The sequence below is a fragment of the Antrihabitans cavernicola genome (genome assembly GCF_008297975.1).
Classification (GTDB): domain Bacteria; phylum Actinomycetota; class Actinomycetes; order Mycobacteriales; family Mycobacteriaceae; genus Antrihabitans; species Antrihabitans cavernicola.
Genome location: NZ_VLNY01000008.1, coordinates 138,676 through 163,619, shown reverse-complemented (window position 1 = coordinate 163,619; position 24,944 = coordinate 138,676). Strand labels below are relative to the sequence as shown.

Sequence of the window (24,944 nt, the reverse complement as noted above, 5' to 3'; positions counted from 1 at the left end):
TCAGTCCTTCCTGGACGAGTGCCCCGTGAGTTCGCGCTCGGTGTAATACTTTTCGAGCTCGCCGATGTCGAAGAGATCCAGCAGTTCCTCGCGCATCGGGATCTGCTCCTTCTCTACCACCGTCACACCCGGTACCAATGCGTCACCGGTCGACCGATCAGCCGTGCAGACCAGCAACGTGTTGCGCCAGTTCGAGTCCATCGCCGGGTGGTCGTCGCGAGTGTGCCCACCTCGACTCTCGGTCCGCAGCAAGGCCGCCTTGGCCACACATTCGCTGACCACCAACATGTTTCGCATGTCGACGGCCAGGTGCCAGCCGGGATTGAACTGTCGATGGCCTTCGACGGTCATCTGCTTCATGCGCTCTCGAATTTCGTCGAGCTTCACCAGCGCCTGCTCCACCTCGTCGGGCTTGCGGATGATGCCGACCAGGTCGTTCATGTTCTGCTGCAGGTCCGTGTGCAGCGTGTACGGGTTCTCACCGACACCTTGCGACGGTGGATCGAACGGCGACAGCGCGAATTTCGCGGCGGCATCGACATCGGCGTCGGCGATCGACGGGCGCGCCGGCAACGACTCGATGTACGACGCGGCACCCAGACCCGCACGACGACCGAACACCAGCAGATCGGACAGGGAGTTACCGCCGAGCCGATTGGACCCGTGCATTCCGCCCGAACACTCGCCTGCCGCGAAAAGCCCTGGCACGGTAGATGACCCGGTGTCCGGGTCCACCTCGATGCCGCCCATCACGTAGTGACAGGTCGGCCCGACCTCCATCGGCTCCTTGGTGATGTCCACATCCGCCAGCTCGAGGAACTGGTGATGCATCGAGGGGAGTCGTCGCAGGATCTCCTCGGTGGGCAGCCGCGACGCGATGTCCAGGTACACCCCGCCGTGCGGAGATCCCCTGCCCTCCTTGACTTCCGAGTTGATAGCGCGCGCCACCTCGTCGCGCGGTAGCAGATCGGGTGTGCGCCTGCTGGAGTTGTTGTCCTTCAGCCAGGCGTCCGCCTCTTCTTCGGTCTCCGCGTACTGCCCCTTGAAGACGGGCGGGATGTAGTCGAACATGAAGCGCTTGCCCTCTGAGTTCTTCAACACTCCGCCGTCGCCGCGCACGCCCTCTGTGACCAGAATCCCTTTGACACTCGGCGGCCACACCATGCCCGTGGGGTGGAACTGGATGAACTCCATGTTGATCAGGTTGGCGCCTGCACGCAGTGCGAGTGCGTGCCCGTCGCCGGTGTACTCCCAGGAATTCGACGTCACCTTGAACGACTTGCCGATTCCGCCTGTCGCGAGAACCACTGCGGGACTTTCGAAAAGGACGAAACGGCCTGACTCACGCCAGTAGCCGAAGGCGCCGGAGACACAGCTCTGCCCATCCCCCGTCGCTCCGCTCGCCCCGTCGTCTTTCAACAGCTCCGTGATCGTGCACTCGGCGAACACCTTGATGCGGGCCTCGTAGTCGCCGGTCTCTTTGAAGTCCTCCTGCTGCAGCGACACGATCTTCTGCTGCATGGTGCGGATCAATTCCAAGCCGGTCCGGTCGCCGACGTGCGCGAGTCGAGGGTAGGTGTGCCCGCCGAAGTTGCGTTGGCTGATCTTGCCGTCTGGCGTCCGATCGAACAGTGCGCCATAGGTTTCCAACTCCCACACCCGGTCGGGAGCCTCCCGCGCATGCAGTTCGGCCATCCGCCAGTTGTTCAGGAACTTGCCGCCACGCATGGTGTCCATGAAGTGGGTCTGCCAATTGTCCTTCTCGTTGGCGTTGCCCATCGAGGCCGCGCAGCCGCCCTCGGCCATCACGGTGTGGGCCTTGCCGAACAGCGACTTGCACACCACCGCAACGGAAAAGCCGCGTTCGCGCGCCTCGATCACCGCGCGTAGCCCGGCGCCACCGGCACCGATGACGACGACGTCGTATTTGTGTCGTTCGATCTCAGTCATGTACCTATTGCTCCCCGAAGACCGACGCGAGGCTGCGCCTCGCGCGCCGGCTAGTTAATTGACGAACCGCAAATCCGACAGTGTTCCGCTCGCCACGAGCATCACGTAGAAATCGGTGATCGCCAGCGTGGCCAACGTTGTCCAGGCCAATGCCATGTGGCGGGTGTTGAGCTTGGACACCTGCGTCCAGATCCAATACCGCACCGGATGCGCGGAGAAATGCTTGAGCCGACCGCCGGTGATGTGTCTGCAGGAATGGCACGACAACGTGTACGCCCACAACAGAATTACGTTCACCAGCAGAATGACGTTGCCGAGCCCGAAGCCGAAGCCGCCGCCTTTGCCGTGGAACGCCATGATCGCGTCGTAGGTGTTGATCAACGACACGATCACCGCGAAGTAGAAGAAATAGCGGTGGGCGTTCTGAATGATCAGCGGCAGCCGGGTCTCACCTGTGTACTTGGCATGCGGTTCGGCCACTGCGCATGCGGGCGGTGAGAACCACACCGAACGGTAGTAGGCCTTGCGGTAGTAGTAGCACGTCAGCCGGAAGCCGAGCAGAAACGGCAGCACAAGGAAGCCGAGCGGAATGATCACCGGGAGATGGCCGAACCAGACGCCGAAATGGCTGGATCCCGGCACACACGACGCACTGACACACGGCGAATAGAACGGCGTCAGATAGTGATAGTCCTCGACCCAATAGGCAGCGCGGACATACGAGCGAACGCCCGCGTAGATGACAAAGGTGGCTAACCCCAGAGTCGTGAGAAGCGGGGGTAGCCACCATCTGTCGTTACGCAGCGTGCGCGCCGAGATCCGCGCTCGGGTAGGAGAGTGGACCCCGGTGCCGCTGTTCGCCCTGTCGGTCGGGGCGCTCACCTAGTCCGCTCGCGCGAATGAAAGCCGAGACCCTCGTCCTGGGCGCCCATCCAAGCGGACTCGTCCGACTTGCTGTCAGGCACGTAGATGACATCCGACCGCGCCGATGCGTGCGGAATCTGCGGTGGCGGCGACTGTTCGATGTCGACCGTGTCTATGTCGAGGCGTTCCAGATCGTTCGCGAGTCGGCGAACGGCGCTGGCATCGCCGTATCGGGAACGTAGTGCACCGATGCACTGCCGCAACTGACCGATGGTCTGGCGGAGTTCGTTGATTTCGGTGGCTGGCATGTTCTACCTCCGAGGGCTGTGTGACGCTCACCACAGTACGGAAAAGCGTGCGGCGATGCAGGTTATTAGCAGAACGATCTATCCGATCGCGATCGGAACGATCGCCAACAGGCCCGGTGTGATCACCGCAAGCGACCCCGCAATCGTCAACAGCTTCGGGAAAAGCCGATCCCGATCCTGTTCCGCGCTGCTGCCGATGATCAGCGTTCCCGCGACGTGGATCGGGTTCATCACCATCAGAGCCGCTGGAACCGCAACGGCCACAACGACCCAGAAGGTTTGCGTCGACGTGCCGAACGCGTCGAACAAGAGCGGGGTGATCAACCCGAGCACGCCGAGTGTCGAGCTCTCGATGTTGCACAGCAGCGCGGTCATGTAGGCCATCACCAGGATGAGCAGCCACCGGCTGTCGATGTGGTCGAGGCCGTGCTGGATCGACGTCATCGTGCCGATCGCCTTCATCACGCCGAGGTACGTGAGCAGCCCGCACAGCAGCAGCACGCTGCTCCACGGGACGCGGGTCAGCAGCGCCTTCTCCGCGGGACGGAACACGAGTTGCAGCACCGCGACCAGAAAGACGGCTGTGACACCGACATCGGTCTTGAAGCCGACGACCGCGACAAGGAAGGCGATCATCGCCAGTCCCGCCGACCACTGATAGGCGAGCGACGTTTTCTCGGTGGGGGTTTCGCTCTCGACGGTGGCAGCGGGAGTTGCCCACGGCGCCCGCCCACGTCGGCGCCGGATCGCGTCCAACCCTTGCAGAGCGAGCACGACGACGACGGCCACCACCATCGACGCCGCCCACAGCCCCCACGTGGAGTAGTGCACCCCGACCTTGTCGGCGGTTTCGCGCACCAGGGTTCCGGTGGGGTTGAGCGGCGACAGTCCACCACAGTTCGCGGCGATGACCACCGCGAGCTCACAGTGCAGAAACCGGTCTCGGTAGCGAACCATGACGTAGGCAATCATCGGGACGAGGAACGCGATCACCGCGGTGGAGAATGCGCCTGCAGAGGTGAGTGCCCCAGCTAGAACGAAAGCCGCCCACGGCAGCAGAGCCGTACGTTCACCGACGATCCCGAATATCTTTTCGACAATCCATTTCAGTGCACCGCTGCGTTCGAGATGTACAAAAAGCAGCGAAACTCCGACAATGAGAACGAAAAGGTCACCGGGAAATGTCTCGTACATTTTCTTGGGATCGAGACCCGAGAGCGCCAAGACCGGAAAGGCCGCAGCGAGTGCGAGCACACCGATGTTGACGCGTTGCCAGATTGCACCAACCAACGCCGCGGCCAGCAGAAACAGGGATGCGCCTTGCGCAAAGGTCATGGTCGATCCTCGCTCGTCTCCTGTCGCGCCTTGTCAGGTGCCATAGAAGGAGCATGTCACGCACAAGTTGTTTTCAACGCCCGGATCGGCCGGTGATTTCGGCGCAGAACAGTGAATTGTTCGTAGTATTCCGTTTATGGTGAATTGTCCGTTTCGGCTCAGCTGACGGCCGCCAGACCGTTGCTGACAAGCCCAGCGCGGGCGCGGTCGATCAGCGCGGTGAGCGAGAGCGCGACCTCTGCCGCACGATCGAGGATCACGCCGTGCCCGGCACCCGCGAGACACACCAACTCTGCGCCCGGAAGGCGCTCTGCCATCTCGACGGACCGTGCGAAGGGCGTCATCAAATCGTCGGATCCGCCGAGTACCAAAGCAGGAATCGCGGCGAACATCGCGAGCGTCTCGGACTCGTCGAAGGCGATGAATTCGTCGAGGAAACTCGACATCGTGACGATCGACGTGTCGTTGAGCATTGCCGCCGCGAAGGCCACCATGCGCGGACTCACCTTGCGCCTGCCGAAGCCGGCGTTGCGCACGATCGGCTCGCACACCGATCGGCTCCACCGCTTGCCCGCATGCATGGCTCCCGGCGCGCGGCGCACCGCGGCTTGCAACATCGACACCGCAGGGCGACGTAGGCACCGGCCCATGCCGCCTTCGGTGAGACCGCGTGCGGCAGATGCCAACAGGCCGATCCCGACGATTCGCGATCCGACGGTCTCCGGGTTCTGCCGCGCATAGACCATCGCGGCCATGGCACCCATCGAATGCCCGACCAGCACGATCGGCCCGGTCGGAACCATCACGCGCAGAACGGCATCCAGATCGCGGGCCAGCTGATCGATCGTGTACGTCTCGGTCGGCGCCTCACCCGATTCACCGTGACCGCGGTGGTCGTAGAAGACCATGCGGACGTCGGAACCCCAGTCGCGGCCGAGGTGATCACGAAGGTAGGCCCAGGAGTCGGCGCGCAGGCAATGACCGTGTACGAACACGACGGTCAGGGCCGCGGTCCGCTCGCCGAACTCGCGAACCGCAAGGGGGACACCATCGTCGGCAGACACGGTCACGCGATGTCCCGCTTCGTCTGCGGCATTTCGATAAAGTGTCATCTGGCTCTCCCGACTCTGGGTGCTTGACGAGTATTCGGAACCAGACGGTCCGGTGTTACCTGCGCCACATCGCTTTTTCGGCCGCATCGGGCCTCTCGAGCCTCTGACCTGCGTCGCGTTGCCGACCCGTTACCGCGCCGACGTAGAACCGATGCCCGATTCACAGCCCACACCTACAGGCAATCCGTCACGAAGTGTTGAGGCGCTGACCTGCACCGGGTTGCCCGCTCTTTACCGCGCCGCCGTAGAACTGATGGCGAGCGGCTTGTTCCATCGGGCAATATTCACCGTCGTTGCACATTTCCTAGACTTCGCTAGAGATCGCTAGTCGGGCTCGGCGTGTCGAGACCAGTCCTGAACCGCGTTCGCCCCGAAGTATTGTTATGAAAAACGATGCAAAACTGCTGCGAGGAGCGGGACTTGCGTGAGCTGAGCACCGACGACCAGCGCCGCACCGTCGCCGTCATCGGCAGTGGTGTTGCCGGTCTGACCGCCGCCTACGTCCTCAGCAAGCGCGACGCCGTGACGCTCTACGAAGCGGACACTCGCCTCGGCGGTCACGCGCACACGCATCACGTCGTGCAGGACAACGGTATTTCCCTCGATGTAGACACCGGTTTCATCGTTCACAACGACCGCACGTACCCGACGCTGTTGCGGCTGTTCGGCGAACTGGGTGTTGCCACCCAGGAATCGGACATGTCGATGTCGGTCCGTTCCGATGTCGACGATCTCGAGTACGCGGGCGCAAAGGGTCTGCCGGGGCTGTTTCCCCGGCTGCGCATGCTCGGGCGCCCCCGCTATCTCAAGATGCTCGGCGAAGTGACGCGCTTTCACCGAGCTGCTCGGGCCGTGCTCGATGCCACCGACTCGGCGGCCGACGAACCACTGGCAGACTTTTTGGCTCGCAACAACTTCAGCGAGTTCTTCGTCGATCACTTCATGACCCCGCTGGTTGCGGCGGTGTGGTCGTGCGATCCGCGTTTGGCGTCGGACTATCCCGCGCGCTATCTGTTCGCGTTCCTCGATCACCACGGAATGCTGTCGGTCACCGGCTCACCCACCTGGCGCACCGTAACCGGTGGTTCGGCCCGCTATGTCGAGAAGGTGGCGCAGACACTCCACGAGGTTCGCGTCGGCAGCCCGGTGCACCGCATCGACCGCACCTCCGACGGCGTCGACGTTGTCGAAACCTCCGGCGCCACGCGCCGATTCGGCGCTGTGGTCATCGCCGTTCATCCGCGCCACGCCTTGGCCATGCTCGGCGCACCGTCAGAGCTGGAATCGGCTGTGCTGTCGGCGATGCCGTACTCGGTGAACAAGGCGAAACTGCACACCGACCAGTCGTTGTTGCCGCGCGCGCCGCGCGCGCGAGCGTCCTGGAACTACTTGATACCGGCCCACGAATCGGACGGCGTGATCGTCACCTACGACATGACGCGCCTGATGCGTTTGCAGGCGGGCGACGATCGCCGCTACCTCGTCACACTCGGCGGCGACGGCCTGGTCGATCCAGCGACGGTCATCGCCGAGATGACCTACGAGCATCCCATCTACACCCCGGAATCGGTTGCAGCACAGCGTCGGCTGCCGGAGTTGGGGTCGGACGTCGTCGCGTTCGCCGGTGCGTATCACGGTTGGGGATTCCACGAGGACGGCGCTCGGTCCGGGCTTCGTGCTGCGGAGCGGCTCGGCGCGACCTGGGACGTCGGCGCAGTATTGGAACCGGCGACATGATCACGCCCGCGCTGTACGCGACCCGCATTCGACACGTGCGCACCGAGCCGGTGGCGAACTCGTTCGAATACCGCAGTTACTCCTGGCTGATCGACATCGACGATCTGCCACGGCTGCCTGCACTGCTACGCCCGTTCGCCCGCTTCCAGGCTCGTGACCATTTCGACGGTCCCGCACCTGATCTGCGCGGTCGCGTCGATGGGTTTCTCGACGGGCACGGCGTCGACCTCGACGGCGGCCGGGTGATTGCGTTGCTCAGCGCACGGGTACTCGGATACGTGTTCAATCCGCTGAGCCTCTACTGGTGCTACGACAGCGCCGGCGCATTGCAGTGCGTGATCGCGGAGGTGCACAACACCTACGGCCAGCGGCACAGCTACCTCGTCCACACCGATGCCAGAGGCCGGGCGACAACGGACAAGAAGTTCTACGTCTCGCCGTTCAACGAGGTGGACGGCCGTTACGCGATGTCGTTTCCCGAACCGGGCGAGTCGTTGACGGCGACCATCGTCCTGCACCGCGAAGGCCATGCGCCGTTCACGGCGTCGATGCGCGGCCAACGCAGTCCAGCAACCAACGCGAACGTTCTCCGCGCCCAACTACGGATGCCGCTGGCGCCACTCATGGTCTCGGCGCGCATCCGACGACAGGCGATCGCCCTGTGGGCGAGAGGTTTACCGATCATGCCGCGCCCCAAGACCATCGATCGTCAGGAGGTCCACACATGAGCAGTCCCAGCATCGACGGGACCACACCGCAGTCGTCGGACGCCGCGTCGCCCGCTTGGGCCGACTTGTCGACCGTCCCCACCGGCCTTCGCAGCCGCATCTTGGCAGCGGGTGTCGACCGGCTGTTTCGCCGAGCCGCACGCAAGCTCGACGTGCGCGTCGAATACCCCGACGGCACGGTGATCGGATCCGGTAAAGGCTCGGACATCCTGCCTCGCATGATCATTCGCCGACCGGAGGCGTACGTTCGGCGGCTCGGCACCCATGGGCTGATCGGTTTCGGCGAGGCTTACATGGCCGGTGATTGGACCTCTCCCGATCCCGCTGCCGTGCTCACCGTGTTCGCGACCAAGATGGCGAATCTGGTGCCTCGATCGCTGCAACGATTCCGCGGGACGTTCGTCACTCGCCCGCCGGCCAGTGAGCGGGGCAGTGAGGAGAACACCCGCTCCAACATCTCGCGGCACTACGACCTGTCCAACGATTTGTTCGAGCTGTTCCTCGACGAGACCATGACGTACTCGAGCGCGTTGTTCACCGAACCACGTTCTCCCGCACAGCAACCCGCGCGATCGTCAATCCTGGTCGCCGATCATCCGAACCCGCCTGCCCGGTGGGAACAGCTGGCCGGCGCACAACAGAGCAAGATCGATCGGCTCCTGGACGCAGCGGGAGTTCGCCGTGGTACTCGGCTGTTGGAGATCGGCACGGGGTGGGGCGAACTGTGCATCAGGGCCGCGGAACGCGGCGCGATCGTCCGCTCGGTCACACTGTCGAGCGAGCAGCAGGAGCTCGCCCGGCGCCGTGTCGCGGCAGCCGGGTTCGCCGATACCGTGCAGATCGATCTGCTCGATTACCGTGCCGTCGAGGGCGAATACGACGCGATCGTGTCCGTCGAGATGATCGAGGCCGTCGGGCACAAGTACTGGCAAACGTATTTCGAGAAGATCGACAGCCTGCTGGCGCCGGGCGGCCAAGTGTCACTGCAGGCGATCACCATGCCGCACGATCGAATGTTGAAGACGCGCAACACCTATACGTGGGTGCAGAAGTACATCTTCCCCGGCGGGTTCCTACCGTCGGCGGAAGCGATCGAATCCATCACCGCCCGAAAGACGACGATGCGGGTGCGTGAGCGCCTCAGCATGGGATCGCACTACGCCGAGACCTTGCGGCTGTGGCAGGAACGCTTCGGCAGCCGCCGCGCAGATGCACTGGAACTGGGATTCGACGAGACCTTCTGCCGGATGTGGCAGTTCTACCTTGCGTACTCCGAAGCCGGCTTCCGCGCTGGGTACATCGATGTGCAACAGCTGGTTCTCGACCGCGGGGACATCTTGGCAAAGGACATCTTGGGAAGGGACACAGTATGACCGTCGCCGCCGAACTAGAGCGGGCGTTGCGACCGCTGGTCCGCGGCGAGTTGCCGGTGCACCTGACCGGGTGGGACGGGAGCGTTGCCGGCCCCGTCGATGCGCCGCGCGTCGTATTGCGCAGTCCGAACGCGCTGCGCCGAATCCTCTGGAGCCCCGGCGAACTCGGAGCGGCACAGGCGTACGTGACGGGCGAGTTGGACGTCGAGGGCGATCTGGACGCGGCGCTGAAGCACGTGTGGCAGGTGGTCCACGATCGGCAGCTCTCGGCTGTTCGACCACGTCCAGCCACCATCGCGCGCTTGGTTCGCGTTGCCCGGAAGCTGGGGGCGATCGGGCGGCCGTTACCGGCACCGGCGACTCAGTCGAACGTGCGGGGTCGGCTGCACAGCATGCTGCGCGACCGCGCCGTGATCAGCCACCACTACGACCTGTCCAACGATTTCTACGCGATGATCCTCGATCCGCAGATGGCGTACTCGTGTGCGTATTTCACGCGCGGTGTGCCCGGGACGCCGGACGACGCCGACTACGGCATCGTCGATGCACAGCGCGACAAGCTGGACCTGGTGTGCCGCAAGGTGGGCCTCGGCAGACCGGGGATGCGATTCCTCGACGTCGGATGTGGTTGGGGCTCTTTGAGTTTGCATGCGGCCGAACATTTCGGCGCGCAGGTCGTGGGTATCACCATTTCGGCGGAGCAGAAGAAGTTCATCGACGCCCGCATCGCAGAGCGCGGCCTCGCCGACCGCGTCGAGATCCGGCTGCAGGATTACCGCGAGATCACCGACGGTCCCTTCGATGCCGTCGCGTCGTTGGAGATGGGCGAGCATGTCGGGGAGAAGAACTACGCCGTCTATGCACAGGCGTTGTTCGACAACGCCGCACCCGGAGCAGGCGTGTTGATTCAGCAGATGTCGCGCTCGGGTAAGCATCCCGGCGGCGGGCCGTTCATCGAATCGTTCATCGTTCCCGACATGACGATGCGGCCCGTCGGCGAGACGGTGAACTACCTCGAGCGCGCCGGGCTCGAGGTGCGCGACGTGCAGGCGATGCGCGAGCACTACGTGTGGACAGTCGAGGCATGGCTGCAGACGTTCGAATCCCGTTGGGACGACGTGGTTTCGATGGTCGGCGCGGAGATGGCTCGCGTGTGGCGGCTGTACCTGGTGGGCGGCGGACTCAGCTTCGAGCAAGGTCGAATGGGCGTCGATCAGATTCTGTCGGTGAAGCCGTCGAGCGTCGGCGCTGCGTCACTGGGGGGAAGAGCGTCGCTGCGGGTCAGCACGGTTCCGACCGCGGCGCTCCGATGACCGGATTCGATTGGGGCACATTCGCGGCCGTCAGCATCACCAGCGCCGTCGTGCTCGGCATTCTGCAGATCGTCACGTACGCGGTGGGCAAGCGGATCGGTCGCTTCAACGTGGTCGATGTGATCTGGGGTCTCGGTTTCGTGCTCGTCGCACTGGTCGCAGCCGTGCTGGGCGGCAGCGTCAGGTCGACGCTGATCCTGGTGTTGGTCGCGGTGTGGGGGCTGCGACTGAGCTGGCACATGGTGCAGAAGTCGAAGGGCAAGGGCGAAGACCCGCGCTACGACGAGTTGCTCGGCCCCGACCCGTCGGCCGCCCTGGTGCTGCGCAAAATCTTTCTGACACAGGGCATTGCGCAATGGTTCGTCTCGTTGCCGCTTCAGGTGTCCGCGGCAACGCATCCAACACACGGCTTTCCGCAGCTGATCCTGTTGGTGGGCGTGCTGCTGGCACTGGTCGGGATCGCGTTCGAGACGATCGGCGATCGTCAGCTCGCCGCCTTCAAGGCGAACCCTGCCAACAAGGGCAAGGTGATGGACGTCGGCCTATGGGCGTGGACCCGTCATCCCAACTACTTCGGCGATGCCAGCGTCTGGTGGGGCCTGTGGCTGATAGCGGCAAGTGCGTGGCCAGGAATTCTGACGGTGCTTTCGCCAGTCGTGATGACCTATTTCCTGGTATTCGCAACAGGCGCGCGGCTACTGGAGAAATCGATGTCCCAGCGTCCGGGCTATCCCGAATACCAAAAGCGAACCAGCTACTTCCTCCCCCGTCCACCCAAGAAGTAGCCTGGGTGAATGGCACATTCGTTCGCTCAGATCGAACGAAAGTGGCATTCACCCGTCGTTTGGCGGCCGCTAGGGCGATCTATCGATGACTAGCGATAACAGTAGAGTTACTTAGATATTGCTATCGGAGCTGTCGACAGCCATACGACCAGCTTGTCGTAGACCGCTGGATGGTTCAGCAACGACAAGTGATTGGCCGACGATACGTGCAACCCGTCCTCTTCACGGAAGCCGATGATGCGCCGTTTGCTGCGCCCGGATCCGCTGGGCATCAGGACCAACCCGTCGCCGATCAGCTTGCCGAGCGGACGGCTCGGGCTTCGGCTGATCTGCGCGGTGACAAAGCAGTGCATCACACCGTCGAGCAGCGGAACATCCTGCAGCACTGCCTTGCTCAACGCGTCGACCTCGCGGCCGTCCCAGTCGCCGTCGACCAGGGAGCCCTGCCGCAAATCGCGGATTCCAACGCTGCGACGCCGCAGCAGCCGGCCGAACGGACGAGTCTCCGGCAGCACGTTCAGCCCCGCGCTGGCGAAGTGGACCAACTGCTCGAGTGGCGCGCCCATGTGCGGCGAGGCGAGGCAGATCAGATGGTGCACCCGGCGCACCCAGTACTTGCCGTCGGAATCGGCCTGATAAGCCGCACTGCGCGAGATCAGGCCACCCATCGAATGACCAACCAGCGCAATCTCTTCCACCGGAACGGGCCACGCCGCGACAAGCTGCTCGAGCAACTCGCTCAACGACCGGCCGTTCGCCGACACCCGCCGACCGGAGTTGTAGCGAAGGAAAACGGGGGTGACGCCCAACTCGTCGATGAGCAGTTCGCCGTACGACGCGCGGCCACCCAGCCGCCATGCCATCTCGGTTTCCATCAAACCGTGCAGAAACACGACAAGCCGACCGGTGGCTTGCGGGAATGCGGCGGCCAGCGCCGTCGATTCCGGCGGCACGACCACACCGTCGACCCGTACCGCCATCGGACTTACCAGGGGAGAGCCTTCGGTCTCCAGAACGTCGCCGCGCAGCCCGGCAACGATCGACATCAGCGCCGCGCCGCGTGAGGTTTCCGACAAAAGCTTTCCACCGTCGAGCCGCACGTCGACGGTCTGCCCAGCGACCTGCCCGGCACCCTTGGCCGTGGTGCCGACCGCCTTGTAGATGCCGTCGGCAATCGTGTCGTGGATGAGCTTCGCCGGCCGCGCAGCGCGAGGAAGTCCAAGTCCGACGCCCTTGAAAATTCGATCCGAGACCGCGCGGTGCACGTTATGGATACCGCCGACCGCGCCGCCCAGTTCCACCAATGCCAATTCAGCAAGAGCGCGAGCCTCGGCACGGCGTCGAGCATCTACGTCAGTCACGGTGTTGAGTGTACAGTTGTGCACTCAACTGTGGCGACCGCTGGCCTAACTTCCGATCTGCGGGCAACTGGTCGGCGTCGGCGCGGTGGGGTTCAGCAGACGAAACAGTCCCCACGAGAATTGGCAGAGCAGCGTATTCGCCGTCGCAGCAGACCCACTGGCAGATCCGGTTGCGGAGCCGGTGCCAGATCCGGTGTCGGCGTTGGCGATCGGTGCCGCCAGAGTGGTGAGGGGAATCGTGATCGCAAGTGCCATGACCGCTTTGGCCGCCGTGCGTTGGTAAGTCACGTGGTGCCTTTCCGTTCTTCGATCGATCCTCGGCCCCCGGCCCTATGGGGTTTTTCTACCCATTCCTTTTAATACTGCCGCATCGACGACCTGCGGGACAGCACCCGCCGCACCCCGAATTCTGGGGGCGGACAGTTTCACTGTGGCCCAGGATTTGCCCGATCGGATGTCAGCAGTCCATGGCGGGCGGCGATTGCGACCGCTTCGAGCTTGGAGTGGGCGTCGAGCTTGGTCAATACGTGCTGCACGTGGTTGCGAACGGTGTTGACGCTGATTCGTAGCTGGCCTGCAATGTCGTTGTTGGTCAAGCCTGCACCGATCAACTGCAAAATGTCGGCTTCACGACGGCTCAGGTCGCCGCCGACGACGGGCGAGCGCCTGCCGAGCAAGCTACCGGCCACGTCGGGCGAGATCGGGGTCTCGCCGCGCACAACGGATTCGACGGCTGCGATGACGTCGGCCAAGCTGTGCCGCTTCGTCACGAACCCATCGCAGCCTGCGTCCATGGCCTCCTGCACGACGCTGCGCTGTTCGATCGCGGTGAGCATCAACACCCGGGTGTGGGGCGATGTCCTTTTTATTGTCGCGACGCCGCCGATTCCGTTGCCCGCGGGCAGATTGTGATCGAGAACGACCACGTCGGGTCGGAAGGCCGCGACGGATTCCAACGCAGCGGCGAGGGTGGCGCACCGGCCGACCACATGCATCCCGTTGGCAGCCAAGGCATCGCCGAGGAGCTCGCTGAAGATGTGATGGTCGTCGACGATCAGGACCGTGGGCGCGGCGGCCGGTGTTAGGTTGACGTGAGTGGTCGGCGGGCCCATCTGCGACACGCTGTGCCTTTCACGACGAGGTGGAATGCGATGCACGAAGTCCTCGGCCCCGACCTGGACGGGGTCCGGATAGTGGGGGCGGGTGAGGTCGCATCCGTGCGTCGGTCTTCACCCGATCGTGCCATCGTCGCACTTGCTCGGTCGAGCGCTCCGGAGGACATCATCTCGGCGCAGCTGGCGGGCGCCGACGTGGTGTTGCCGTGCACCGACGGGCAGACGCCGTCGCAGGAGAATCTGGCCGCCGCATGTGCCGCGGCGCGGGTGCTGGCCGGTCGTGCCGCGGTTGCGCGTGAAGAGACCCGACGCGCCGCGCACGAGGTCGCGGGCAATGCCTCGGCGGTGGCCATGGCGGCTCAACTGCTTGCCGCCGCAGAGCCACGACGATCCGGGCAACTGCAGTCGTTGGCAGCGCAGGGAGCCGAATTGGCTTGGCGCGCAGGACGTGCCGCGCGTTCGGGTAGCGGACCGTTGGAACCGCTGGATGTTGTCACGGCGGTGCGAGCGGTCTGCCGCGGCACACGATCCGGCGATGTGGTGCCGATCGTCGAGGACGAGTGCGTCGAGGCCTACGCGGTGGTCGACCGGGTGCGGTTCGCACGGTCGGTGACCAGCGTGTTGGACAACGCGCGCCGAGCGGGCAGCACATCGATCACCGTGGTGATCCGCGATCTTCCGGGACTGGTCGAGATTACGGTCACCGACAACGGTCACGGTCTGCCCGAAAGCTGGGAGTCGGGCGCGGCGCTGCGACCGTTCACCACCGGATGGGCGGTGGCAGGCGATGGCCTACGACTGACCGAGGCTGCCGAATTCGCAGACGATCACGGCGGCTCGCTGACGATCGAGTCCCGGACCGACACTCCGGGCTGCCTGGTTCGGATGCAGCTGCCCGCTGCAGCCGTGCGCGCACCGCAAACCGATCCAATTCCGCAGGCCGACTGGTTGATCGCCCGAATTCTCGAAGGCATCGCGCGGCGCGACCCGCTCGACCGAAGTCTCGAAGCGCTAGTCACCGCGATGGAGCAACGCCTGCCGGGCAGTATCTGCTCGATCCTGTTGCTCGATCAGGAAGGCGCGACGCTGCGTCACGGCGCCGGGCAGCACCTGCCGCAGCTCTACCGCGCAGCCATCGACGGTGTGCGTATCGGACCGTTTGCCGGATCGTGCGGCACTGCCGCATTCACGCGCAGCGAGGTGATCGCAACAGACATCACCACCGATCTACGCTGGGCCGACTACCGTGACGTCGCTCTGCATCACGGGCTCGGATCATGTTGGTCCACACCGATTTTGGACGTCGACCGCGGAATCGTCGTCGGCACCTTCGCCGTGTACCACGCTACGAGCTGGTCGCCCGACACGCCGGCGATCGAGCTGGTGCAACGCCTGACACACATCGCGGCGGTTGCGATCGGGACGGCCGAACTGCACGAGCAGCTCGTCGAGAGCGAAGCGCGATTTCGCAGCACGTTCGACAACACCGGGATGGGGATTGCACTGGTCGACCTGGATGGTCGCATCCAGCAGGCGAACGCCGCCGTCGCGGTCATGGCCGGACGGCGTGTGACCGGCCTGCGGCTGACCGACGTCGTCGATCCCGACGATGCGCGCGAACTCGAGACGGCGATGTCGGCAGCCATCGACCGGCTGCCGCCGTCCGAGGTTCGGGTGTGGGTCGCAGGCCGTGTCGAACCGTTGTGGGCCGAGCTGAGTGGGTCACTGATTCGCGGCCGCGACGGCGATCCCCGCCACTTCTGTATCGAGCTGTTCGACCTGACCGAGCGACGACGGGTTGCGCAGGCCAGACGTGAGCGGGCGGTAGCGGAAGCCGCCAACTACGCCAAGAGCGACCTGCTCGCGTTGGTCAGTCACGAGCTGCGGACACCGCTCAACGCCGTCATCGGCTTCGCTCAGTTGCTCGGCACTGCGCAACTCACCGAACAGCAGCAACATGACGGCATCGACCACATCCTCGGTGCCGGTCGTCATCTGCTGCGCCTGATCAACGACCTGATCGACCTGACCGGCGCGGAGACCGGGCAGCTGCGACTCGCGACCGCGCGTGTCGCACTGTCCGAGGTCGTCGGCGAGGCACTGCAGATCGTCGACGGCTTGGCGCAGGAGCGACTCGTCGCCTTGCACACACCCGACGACACCGCGGGCGAGTGGGTACTCGCCGATCGGCAACGGCTGCTGCAGGTGCTGCTCAACCTGATCGGGAACGGCATCAAGTTCACGCCCGCAGGCGGAACGGTGAACGTCGGCATCGAGCGGGGAGCGGTGGTGGTGACCGACACCGGCCCCGGCATCGACTCCGATCAGCTCGGCACACTCTTCACTCCGTTTCACCGGGCCAGCGACACCGGTGCCGAAGGGTCGGGGCTGGGTCTTGCTCTGTCGCAACGGCTTACCACCGCCATGGGTGGGCAGCTCACGGTGTCGAGCGAGGTGGGCATCGGCAGCAGCTTCCGCGTGGAGCTGGCGGCGTGTGCGCCCGCACCGGATACATCGCAGGCCGCCGCCGATGTCCCGGCGGCAATGCCTGGCGGCCGCGTGCTGTACATCGAAGACGATCCGGCGAGCAGGCAGCTGCTGTCCGCGGCGCTCTCCCGCTGGCCCGCGGTGTCGCTCGACCTCGCGCAGACGTGCGCGCAGGCGCGTTCACTGCTCGCCGAGCGGCCGGCCGATCTGCTGGTGATCGACGTCGAGCTTCCCGACGGCAACGGCTGGGAACTGTTGCGCGAGTTGGCCGATCGGCAGCACCGGGCAATCGTTGTGACAGCAGGCTCGCAAGTTGCTCCACCCGACCTTTTCTGCGTGGAGGTCTTCGGCAAGCCGTTGGTGATCGAGGAGGTCCTCGGGGCGATCAGTCGGCAGTTGGCTGTGCCCGCGCCGAGCTGACCTGCGTCAGGACCTCGAGGAACTCCGCAACGTCGATCGGTTTGGTCAGGCAGGCATCGGCGCCCGCCGACCGAGCGCGTTCCAGATCCTCGGCACTGGTCACACCAGTCAGCGCAACAACTGCGACGGCGTCGTGCGCGGGATCGGAGCGAATCTTGCTGATCAACCGGTAGCCACCTGCCCGATCGAGGCCCATCAGCAGATCGGTGACGACGGCGGCAGGCGCGGGCTGTTCGGCCATCAGCCGCAGGCCGCCCGCGACGTCGCCGCTCGTGCGAACCCGATGCCCGGCAGACTCCAGCACCATGCGTAGCAACTCGCGGCCCGCATCGTCGTCGTCCACGGCAATCACGTCCATCACGCAAACCTTTCTCCTATCAGCACGGTAGGTGGTCGAACAGGGCAAGAGATGGTGCGAATGCACCAGTCGTCGCTGGTGCAGCGAACGCTTCTGCACCACAGGTCATCGCGCCTAGCGTCGCAGGTATGAAACTTGCCCTGTACCTGCCGAACTTTCGCACCAAGGTCACGCTCCAGGAGCTGGAAGATCTCACCGAGCTCGCGGAGAATCTCGACTTCGATTCCGTCTGGACCCTCGATCGGATCGTCGTGCCCGAGGCGTCCGATCGTGCGGAGTTGCAGTACTCGTTCGGCATGATGGCGGACCTGCCGAAGGCCCTGCCGGTGGCATCGAACGGCGAATGGTTCCAGGCTATCCGCTGATTCCGTGGCTGGCGGCGAAGACGTCGAAGGTGCGGATCGGCATGAGCATCATCGACACCCCGTTCCGATCGCCGGGCGTCCTCGCCACCGAGTTGGCCACCATCGATCATCTCTCGAAGGGGCGACTCAACGTCGGCGTCGGCTCCGGCTGGATGCCTGAGGAATTCGCCGCTGCCAGCGCGACCGACATCTTCCCGCGGCGTCACAAGCACGTGCGCGAGACGATCGAGATCATGCAGGGCATCTGGGAGAACGAGCACTTCGAGTTCCACGGCGAGTTCGCCGATTTCGACAAGTGCGGATTCGGCGTCAAACCCCTCCAGAAGCCCGGCCCACCGATCTTCTTCTCCGGTCTCAAGGACCCGAAACGGTCGGCGGCGCGCATCGCGAAATACAACCTGTCGGGCTGGATCGGCATCCAGGACTCACCCGAGGACATCAAGAACTGGCGGACGGCCATCCAGCAGGAACTCGATCAGCTCGATACACCCAAGTCGGTCGACGACCTCGAGATCAGCTCTATGATCTGGACCGTCATCACCGACGAGGAGGTCGATCAGTCGCCTGCGGGCAAGGTCACCAACCTGTTGGTCGGCACCGCCGGGCAGGTCACCGATCGGCTCAAGGCGTACAAGGAGGCCGGGCTCACCATGCCGATGATCTGGCCGCCGTTCAACGACGTGCCGGTCGCGAAGACCATCGACGACCTGAAACGGATCAAGGAGGAGATCCTGCCCAAGGTCGAAGAAGGGTGAACATCGCAGGCCTGCTCACCGGCGCGGTCGATCGTGCCCGTGACAGGCCCGCCCTGATGGATGGCGCCCGCGAACTCAGCTACCGAGAACTGGGCGATCGGGTCGGTCGGCTCGCGGCGGGGCTCACCGACCTCGGGTTGCGCCCCGGTGATCGCATCGTGCATGTCGTGCCCAACAGGTCCGAGCTGGTCGAGTTGCTGTGGGCGGCCTTTCACGGCGGGTTCGTTGCCGTCCCGGTCAACTGGCATCTCCACCCCGACGAGATCGCCTACATCGTCGACCACAGCGGTGCGAGCGCCATCGCCGTCAGCGACGACACCGCCGCTGCCGCGCGCAACCTGCCCACGACCGTCCAGGTGCTGCACGTGGAACAACTCGATCAGCTGCTCGCCGACGCCCCGGCGCCGATGATCGAGACCGCACTCGACGACCCCGCATGGCTGTTCTACACCTCCGGTACCACCGGAAAACCCAAGGGCGCCAAGCTGACCCACCGCAACCTTGCGGCGATGACACAGGCCTATTTCGACGATGTCGATCCGGTTGCGCCCGACAGCATTTACCTCCATGCCGCACCGCTCACCCACGGCAGCGGCCTGTATCTGCTGCCCTCGACCGCGCGGTGCGCGACCCAGATCATCGCGCCCGGAATCAGTTTCTCGGCAACGGATTTCGTCGAGCTGCTCGACCGGCATCAGGTGACACACGCCGCCTTTCTCGCGCCGACGATGCTGCGGCGCGTGGTCGACGCTGCCCGCGGTCGCAGCCTTCCGCACCTACGCAGCATCGTCATCGGCGGAGCAGCGCTCTACCCGGGGGATCTGCGCGCGGCCATCGAGGTGTTCGGACCGATCGTGTCCGAGATGTACGGACAGGGGGAGACCCCGATGACCATCGCCGTGATGCCTGCCGGCGAGGCACTCGATCATCCCGGCTCGTGCGGTCGGGCGTTTCACGGCGTCGAGATCCGCATCGCAGACAGCAGTGGTCGACCTGTTGCCGACGACGCCGACGGTGAAATCCTCGTCCGCAGTGACGTTGTCATGCAGGGCTATTGGGAGAACCCCGACGCCACCGCGACCACGCTGGTCGATGGCTGGCTGCACACCGGCGACATCGGTCACCTTGCCGACGGGTACCTGTATCTCACCGATCGCGCCAAGGACGTGATCGTCACCGGCGGATCGAACGTCTACCCCCGCGAGGTCGAAGAGGTGCTGCTGACCCACCCCGCGGTCCACGAAGCCGCCGTCGTCGGCATGCCCGATCCGGAATGGGGCGAATCGATCCGGGCCTTCGTCGTCGCCGATCAGGTGACGCCCGACCAGCTGATCCAGCACTGCCGAGACCGACTCGCCTCGTTCAAGAAACCACGCGACGTGATCTTCCTCTACGAGTTGCCGAAGAACGCGACCGGCAAGATCCTCAAGCGCGAACTACGTGAGCGTTGACCCGAACCGTCAATCCGTTTGGGAGCGAAGGTATCTGCCGAAGTGGGGAACCGTGAAACCGATGGTCCCGCGTTCCGCCGAGTAGATAAGACCCTTCTTGATCAGCCCGTCGCGCGCAGGCGACAGCGACGCGGGTTTGCGCGCCAGCTCGGTAGCGACAGCAGACGTGGCAACCGGGCCGTCGTCGCCGGACAGATCGGCCATCGCGCGCATGTATTCGCGCTCGGCCGGTGTCGCACGCTCGTAGCGTGACCCGAAGAAGCCGACCGCCAACTCCTCTTCCGCAGTCGGTGCCGCGACCCGGACATCCTCGGCGGTGATCGGACTTTCCGGCGCCAGATCCCAGGTCGCCTTGCCGTAGGCCTGCACGAAATACGGGTAGCCGTCGGCCGCCGTGTACAGCGCGTCGAGCGCTTGGTCGGTGAACTTCACGTCCTCCCGCTCGGCCGGCGCGATCAGTGCTTGATCGGCGGCGTCCCGGTCCAACCGATCGATGCGGTGATAGCTGAACAGCCGCTCCGAGTAGCTCTTTGACGCGGACAACACCGCAGGCAGATGGGGGAGACCGGCGCCGACCACGATCAGCGGTGCGCCGTCCTGACTCAGCTCATGGCAGGCACCGCAGATCGCCGAGATGTCGGCAGGCCCGATGTCCTGCATCTCGTCGATGAAGATCGCCAGCCCCACACCGACATCGCGCGCCAACGACGACGCGTCCAACAGCAGCTCGACCAGATCGATCTCGATGTCGCCGGAATCGGCGCGACCGGTCACGGCAGGGACATCGATGCCCGGTTGCCAGCGCTCGCGCATACCCTTGTCCGCCGACGCCCGCAGCGCGAAAGCCTTGAGTACGCCGAGGAAGTCGTCGACTCGTTCGGGATCGCGGTGCGCGCTCGCTATCGCCCGGATCGCCATGTGCAACGCCGACGACAACGGGCGGCGCAGCTCTTGATCGGGGCGCGCCTCGATTTTGCCTGTGCCCCAACCGCGACTGACCGCAGCCGAGCGAAGTTGGTTGAGCAGCACCGTCTTTCCGACGCCACGCAGCCCGGTGAGCATGACGCTGCGCTCCGGACGGCTGCGCGCGACACGTTCGAGAACCACGTCGAATGCGTCGAGTTGCTTGTCGCGGCCTGCCAATTCGGGCGGGCGCTGGCCTGCGCCGGGGGCGTAGGGATTACGCACGGGGTCCATGGAAATCGAAGATAACAGCGTCCATAGCGAATTCTCGGCTCATCTAGGGCGTGTCCTAGAGATCGCTATCGACGGCTATCGCCGCGGGATCGTATGCCGATCTATGCGACTCTTTCGAAAACCCTAGACATCGCTAGGAATGCGCGAGACGGGCGCGGGCGAGGAACGCTCTGGCGGCCGGGCTGGTGTCGGCGCCGGTCCGCCACGCCAAGACGATCCGTCCGGTCATGCACGGTTCGATCAGCTCGAGGACGTGCACGTTCGGATCGTCTTCGACGGCCGTCCCAGGCACCACGGCAACGCCGAGCCCACCCGCGGCGAGTTGTGCGACCACCAGCGGATTGCTCGCCTCGAACGCCACCTTCGGGGTGAGCCCGGCGGCGGCACATGCGTCGTCGAGGATCGCCCGAATTCCGGAACCGCGCGGCAGGGTGATCAAGGCTCGCTCCACCAGTTCGGCGAGGGTGATCGTCGCGGCGTCCGCGAGCGGATCGTCGAGCGCGACGGCAGCCACCAGCACTTCGTTGCGGACGGTCGCCGTGCCGAGCCCGATCGGATCGTCGGCACCGACGGCCACGAATGCCACGTCGATACGACCCGCCAGCAACGCATCGATCAGCCCAGCAGCCTTGTCTTCGGCAAGGGCGATCGCGATGCCGGGGTGCTCGCGATGGAAGTCGGCTAGCAATTCGGGCAGATCCACATCGCCCGACGTCGTGGACGACACCGTCCCGACCGTCACATGCCCCCTGATCAGGCCGGTGAAATCGTCGACCGTCGACTGCACCGTGCCGACCGCTGCCAGAGCTGCCCGTGCGCGGGGAAGTACAGCGGCACCCACAGAGGTGAGCCGGACTGTTCGCTCGGACCGGTCGAACAACGGTTGGCCGAGTTCACGTTCCAATCTGCGGATCTGCGCGCTCACGCCGGGCTGAGCGACATGCACACGGGCCGCTCCCTTGGTGAAACTCGATTCTTCGGCGACCGCGACAAAATACTCGAGCTGACGTAGTTCCATAACTACATCGTATAGAAGTAAGACCAAGTATTACTTGGACTTCTAAGTTGATGAAGGCAAAGCTCGAAACATGACCGCAGCAACGAAAGACCTCGACCTTCCCGTCCTCACGCCCGACGACGATCGCTACGACGCCGTCCGTACTGGATTCCAGACGTACAGGCCGCATCGACCGGACGTGATCGTCGAAGCACGCAACAGCACCGATGTTCAGTCGGCGGTTCGATTCGCCGCCGCCGACGGCCTTCCTGTCGCCGTCCAATCCAGCGGCCACGGCTTGGCGACGGCGGCGGACGGTGGGGTGCTCATCGCCACCGGCGCGATGGCCGACGTGCGCATCGACCCCACAACGCGCACGGTCACGGCCGGTGCGGGCGCCCTGTGGAAAGACGTCATCACGGCCGCCGCGGAACATGGTTTGGCACCGTTGTCCGGCAGCGCTCCGGGCGTCGGCGTCGTCGGCTACACGCTCGGCGGCGGCTTCGGGATTCTGTCGCGCGAGTTCGGCTACGCATGCGATCTGGTGCGCAGCATCGATGTGGTGACCGCCGACGGCGAATTCCACCACGTCACGGCCGAAAGCGATCCCGACCTGTTCTGGGCGCTACGGGGTGGGCGCGACAACTTCGGCATCGTCACCGCGATCGAGATCGAGTTACTCGAAATCACAAGGCTTTACGGCGGCGGACTGTACTTCGACATCGACCTGATTCCCGAGCTGCTCGAGACCTATCGCACCTGGACCGCGACGGTGCCGGACGAGCTCACCTCGGCAGTCGCGCTGATTCCCATTCCTGACATTCCGGCATTTCCCGAGCCGATCCGTGGCAAATACGTTGCGCACGTGCGGATTGCGTACACGGGATCGGCGGCCGAGGGCGAGCAATTGGTGCGCCCGCTCCGCGAGGTCGGGCCGATATTGCTCGATACTCTCGCCGAAATGCCTTACACCGATTGCGGTTCCATCTACAGCGATCCGCCGTTTCCGCATTCCTACACCGGCAACAACGCGATGCTGCGCGAACTCGATCCCGCGGCCATCGCGGATGTGTTCGAGATCGTCGGGCCCGAAGCACCGATCGACTGCGTGGTCGAGATCCGTCACCTGGGCGGAGCGATGGCACGGAAACCGCAGGCGCCCAGTGCAGTCGGTCATCGCGATGCCGAGTTCGTCGTGCGGGTCATCTCGATGGTCGACGACGACATCGACGAGGCACGCGCCTTGCATCGCTCCTTGTTCACCGCGCTCGCGCCGTGGACGCTCGGGCGCAACATCAACTTCGTCTACCGTGGCGACCCCGTCAAGGATCCGATCGACGACGCCTACGACGACTACGACCGGCTGGTCGAACTGAAGTCCGCTTACGACCCGTCGAACATGTTCCGGCTCAACCAGAACGTCAGTTGACCTTCGCGTGCATCTGATAGACGTTGTAGTCGGACCACGTACTGATGTTGAAGTACAGGTCGTCACCCGTCGACCACGGATGCATGAAGCCGCCGTAGAGCTCCGGGTACTTGTCGACACCCACCAGCGGCGCGCCCTCGGACCACACACCCTGCGGCGAATCCGATTCGCGGAGAACGATTGCCGCCTTGGTGGTGTCCAGGTAGCTCATCTGCCAGACCTTGCGATCGGCGTTGTACCGGACCGACAGTTCGGCGGCGGTGCCCGGAACGATAGGTGATGCGGAGCCCTCGCCACCGACAGCCGTCCAACTGCCGTTCGCCCAGTACTGGTACGCGGTCTTGTTGAGCACCTTGTCTTTCGGAACGCGTGCAAGACCGATGTCACCGAGCCGTGTGTTGCGGGTACCGAACATGTAGACGTAGTCGCCCTGCGGAACCATCGCCGTCACCTGGAAGTTGGCGAGTCCGAAGATGTTGTCCCATTTGGCATTCGGATCCTTGGTCCATGTCTGGCCGTGATCGTCGGAGTATGCGATGCCGCCGTAGTTGGTGAACCAGGTGCCGGGCACGCTGTTCCACGTCCTGATCGACATGTAGCTCATGTACTGACGCTTGCCGATCGCGAAGCCGGAGGTGGGGATCGTGGTGATCTCGATGTTGTCCAGCTTCTGGCTGCTCAGCAATTCCGCTGCGTGGCAACGACTGTCCTGCACCATGCTGTCGTAGGTGGTGCCGTCGGCCAGGTTCTTGTCGGTACTGAATGCGAGGACGTTGCTGCGCCAGTCGTCGCCCATGCCGCCCGGCGGATGCAGGTTCTTGCCAATCGTGTCGCCGAACGCGGTCGCGATCTCGCCCGGCGCGCTTTCCCACATGATGCCCAGATCGGTGCCTTGCACCTGCCACCGCTTGTCGGTCCGGTTGATCGAATGTGCACCGGTCTGCTTGGACACCTCGGTGACGTTGCTGACGTTCGGCGTCGCGTGCTTCGCCGATACCGGCGCAGGCTCGATCGGCGGATTGACCGCCTGCGGCTTGGGCGGCGTCGGGGCTGGATTCTGCCCTGGGACGGGGATGCCGAAGTAGAACGGCTGCGGCCGGATGATCAGCTTCGGCAGCACGCTCGACGATCCGCTGCCACCGCTCGGCTGCTCGTCGGTGAGGTCGGGGCACGGATCCGAGCACGGATTGTCGGGCAGCTTCTGCGTGGTCCGCACCGGTGCCGGCGGCGCGGGTGGCGGATTCGGAACCACGGTGATGGCCGGATAGGGAACCGAGAACTCGGGTGTCTTCGGGGCCAGACCTTCGTGCGTCGGCGCAGGCTCGGTCGAACAGGGGCCGGTGCCGGCGACGGGAGCAGGGGCGTTGGGCGCCGCACCTGCGTCGGCACCGTCGGAGAACACCACGACGGATGCGCCTATCAGGACCGCGGCAACAGCGGCAACAAGCTGTTTCGACATGTTCCCCCTAAGGACCGGCGCGATGCGCTGTCCGAATTTAGCATC

The 24,944-nt window shown here is 64.6% G+C and carries 22 protein-coding genes; 10 read left to right on the top strand and 12 right to left on the bottom strand.

Annotated features, from left to right (window positions below; translation table 11 throughout):
• The 5 genes from FOY51_RS17805 to FOY51_RS17785 all read right to left on the bottom strand — a co-directional run bounded on the left by FOY51_RS17805 (position 1) and on the right by FOY51_RS17785 (position 5,569).
• Positions 1-1,950: a fumarate reductase/succinate dehydrogenase flavoprotein subunit gene (locus tag FOY51_RS17805; RefSeq protein WP_149431602.1), complete on the bottom strand. Its 1,950-nt coding sequence runs from the start codon at positions 1,948-1,950 to the stop codon at positions 1-3.
• A 54-nt stretch (positions 1,951-2,004) separates the two neighbouring features.
• On the bottom strand, positions 2,005-2,832 hold the full coding sequence (sdhC, locus tag FOY51_RS17800; protein ID WP_149431601.1) for a succinate dehydrogenase subunit SdhC: 828 nt from the start codon (positions 2,830-2,832) through the stop codon (positions 2,005-2,007).
• Complete coding sequence (locus FOY51_RS17795) at positions 2,829-3,122, bottom strand: Rv0250c family protein (RefSeq protein WP_149431600.1); 294 nt, start codon at positions 3,120-3,122, stop codon at positions 2,829-2,831. Before FOY51_RS17795 ends, sdhC begins: the two co-directional genes overlap by 4 nt.
• A 78-nt stretch (positions 3,123-3,200) precedes the next feature.
• Positions 3,201-4,457, bottom strand: coding sequence for an SLC13 family permease (locus tag FOY51_RS17790; RefSeq protein ID WP_149431599.1), 1,257 nt, complete (start codon positions 4,455-4,457; stop codon positions 3,201-3,203).
• Between the two features lie 158 nt (positions 4,458-4,615).
• Positions 4,616-5,569: an alpha/beta fold hydrolase gene (locus FOY51_RS17785; RefSeq protein WP_149431598.1), complete on the bottom strand. Its 954-nt coding sequence runs from the start codon at positions 5,567-5,569 to the stop codon at positions 4,616-4,618.
• A gap of 429 nt (positions 5,570-5,998) precedes the next feature.
• On the opposite strand from FOY51_RS17785, the gene FOY51_RS17780 reads away from it, so the two are divergent.
• From FOY51_RS17780 to FOY51_RS17760, 5 genes are read left to right on the top strand one after another with little or no spacing between them, the layout of a single operon-like run.
• Positions 5,999-7,306, top strand: a complete 1,308-nt coding sequence (locus tag FOY51_RS17780; protein WP_235916468.1) for an NAD(P)/FAD-dependent oxidoreductase — start codon at positions 5,999-6,001, stop codon at positions 7,304-7,306.
• A complete protein-coding gene (locus tag FOY51_RS17775; protein WP_149431596.1) occupies positions 7,303-8,034 on the top strand; it encodes a DUF1365 domain-containing protein in 732 nt (243 codons plus the stop codon). The genes FOY51_RS17780 and FOY51_RS17775 overlap by 4 nt, the downstream gene beginning before the upstream one ends.
• The gene (locus tag FOY51_RS17770) at positions 8,031-9,407 is read left to right on the top strand and encodes a class I SAM-dependent methyltransferase (RefSeq protein WP_149431595.1); all 1,377 of its coding nucleotides are present in this window, start codon (positions 8,031-8,033) and stop codon (positions 9,405-9,407) included. The genes FOY51_RS17775 and FOY51_RS17770 overlap by 4 nt, the downstream gene beginning before the upstream one ends.
• Positions 9,404-10,720, top strand: coding sequence for an SAM-dependent methyltransferase (locus tag FOY51_RS17765; protein ID WP_149431594.1), 1,317 nt, complete (start codon positions 9,404-9,406; stop codon positions 10,718-10,720). Before FOY51_RS17770 ends, FOY51_RS17765 begins: the two co-directional genes overlap by 4 nt.
• Positions 10,717-11,505, top strand: a complete 789-nt coding sequence (locus FOY51_RS17760; RefSeq protein ID WP_149431593.1) for a DUF1295 domain-containing protein — start codon at positions 10,717-10,719, stop codon at positions 11,503-11,505. Before FOY51_RS17765 ends, FOY51_RS17760 begins: the two co-directional genes overlap by 4 nt.
• 107 nt (positions 11,506-11,612) lie before the next feature.
• On the opposite strand, the gene FOY51_RS17755 is transcribed toward FOY51_RS17760, so the two are convergent.
• From FOY51_RS17755 to FOY51_RS17745, 3 genes are all read right to left on the bottom strand, one after another.
• Positions 11,613-12,866 carry an esterase/lipase family protein gene (locus tag FOY51_RS17755; RefSeq protein ID WP_149431592.1) on the bottom strand — a complete coding sequence of 418 codons (1,254 nt, stop codon included), beginning with the start codon at positions 12,864-12,866 and terminating at the stop codon, positions 11,613-11,615.
• Positions 12,867-12,911: 45 nt separating this feature from the next.
• Positions 12,912-13,154 (bottom strand): hypothetical protein, encoded by a 243-nt coding sequence (locus FOY51_RS17750; RefSeq protein WP_149431591.1) that lies wholly within the window; start codon positions 13,152-13,154, stop codon positions 12,912-12,914.
• A gap of 137 nt (positions 13,155-13,291) precedes the next feature.
• On the bottom strand, positions 13,292-13,978 hold the full coding sequence (locus FOY51_RS17745; protein ID WP_149431590.1) for a response regulator: 687 nt from the start codon (positions 13,976-13,978) through the stop codon (positions 13,292-13,294).
• Between the two features lie 39 nt (positions 13,979-14,017).
• Between FOY51_RS17745 and FOY51_RS17740 the strand changes: the two genes are divergently transcribed.
• Entirely contained in the window at positions 14,018-16,888 is a 2,871-nt protein-coding gene (locus tag FOY51_RS17740) for an ATP-binding protein (RefSeq protein ID WP_149431589.1), read from the top strand.
• Here the strand turns inward: FOY51_RS17740 and FOY51_RS17735 are convergent.
• Positions 16,854-17,246, bottom strand: coding sequence for a response regulator (locus FOY51_RS17735; RefSeq protein ID WP_149431588.1), 393 nt, complete (start codon positions 17,244-17,246; stop codon positions 16,854-16,856). The genes FOY51_RS17740 and FOY51_RS17735 overlap by 35 nt on opposite strands.
• Positions 17,247-17,374: 128 nt before the next feature.
• Between FOY51_RS17735 and FOY51_RS27650 the strand changes: the two genes are divergently transcribed.
• From FOY51_RS27650 to FOY51_RS17725, 3 genes are read left to right on the top strand one after another with little or no spacing between them, the layout of a single operon-like run.
• A complete protein-coding gene (locus FOY51_RS27650) occupies positions 17,375-17,611 on the top strand; it encodes a hypothetical protein (protein WP_235916449.1) in 237 nt (78 codons plus the stop codon).
• On the top strand, positions 17,590-18,366 hold the full coding sequence (locus FOY51_RS17730) for an LLM class flavin-dependent oxidoreductase (protein ID WP_235916447.1): 777 nt from the start codon (positions 17,590-17,592) through the stop codon (positions 18,364-18,366). The genes FOY51_RS27650 and FOY51_RS17730 overlap by 22 nt, the downstream gene beginning before the upstream one ends.
• Positions 18,363-19,817, top strand: coding sequence for a class I adenylate-forming enzyme family protein (locus tag FOY51_RS17725; RefSeq protein WP_149431587.1), 1,455 nt, complete (start codon positions 18,363-18,365; stop codon positions 19,815-19,817). The genes FOY51_RS17730 and FOY51_RS17725 overlap by 4 nt, the downstream gene beginning before the upstream one ends.
• 9 nt (positions 19,818-19,826) lie before the next feature.
• Here the strand turns inward: FOY51_RS17725 and FOY51_RS17720 are convergent, their stop codons facing one another.
• The gene (locus FOY51_RS17720; RefSeq protein ID WP_149431586.1) at positions 19,827-21,014 is read right to left on the bottom strand and encodes an ATP-binding protein; all 1,188 of its coding nucleotides are present in this window, start codon (positions 21,012-21,014) and stop codon (positions 19,827-19,829) included.
• A 133-nt stretch (positions 21,015-21,147) separates the two neighbouring features.
• Entirely contained in the window at positions 21,148-22,032 is an 885-nt protein-coding gene (locus FOY51_RS17715) for a LysR family transcriptional regulator (RefSeq protein WP_149431585.1), read from the bottom strand.
• Between the two features lie 70 nt (positions 22,033-22,102).
• Here FOY51_RS17715 and FOY51_RS17710 point away from each other — a divergent pair, with 70 nt between their 5' ends.
• Positions 22,103-23,440: an FAD-binding oxidoreductase gene (locus FOY51_RS17710; protein WP_149431584.1), complete on the top strand. Its 1,338-nt coding sequence runs from the start codon at positions 22,103-22,105 to the stop codon at positions 23,438-23,440.
• On the opposite strand, the gene FOY51_RS17705 is transcribed toward FOY51_RS17710, so the two are convergent.
• The gene (locus FOY51_RS17705) at positions 23,433-24,899 is read right to left on the bottom strand and encodes a glycoside hydrolase family 183 protein (protein ID WP_149431583.1); all 1,467 of its coding nucleotides are present in this window, start codon (positions 24,897-24,899) and stop codon (positions 23,433-23,435) included. The genes FOY51_RS17710 and FOY51_RS17705 overlap by 8 nt on opposite strands.
• Positions 24,900-24,944: the final 45 nt, after the last annotated feature.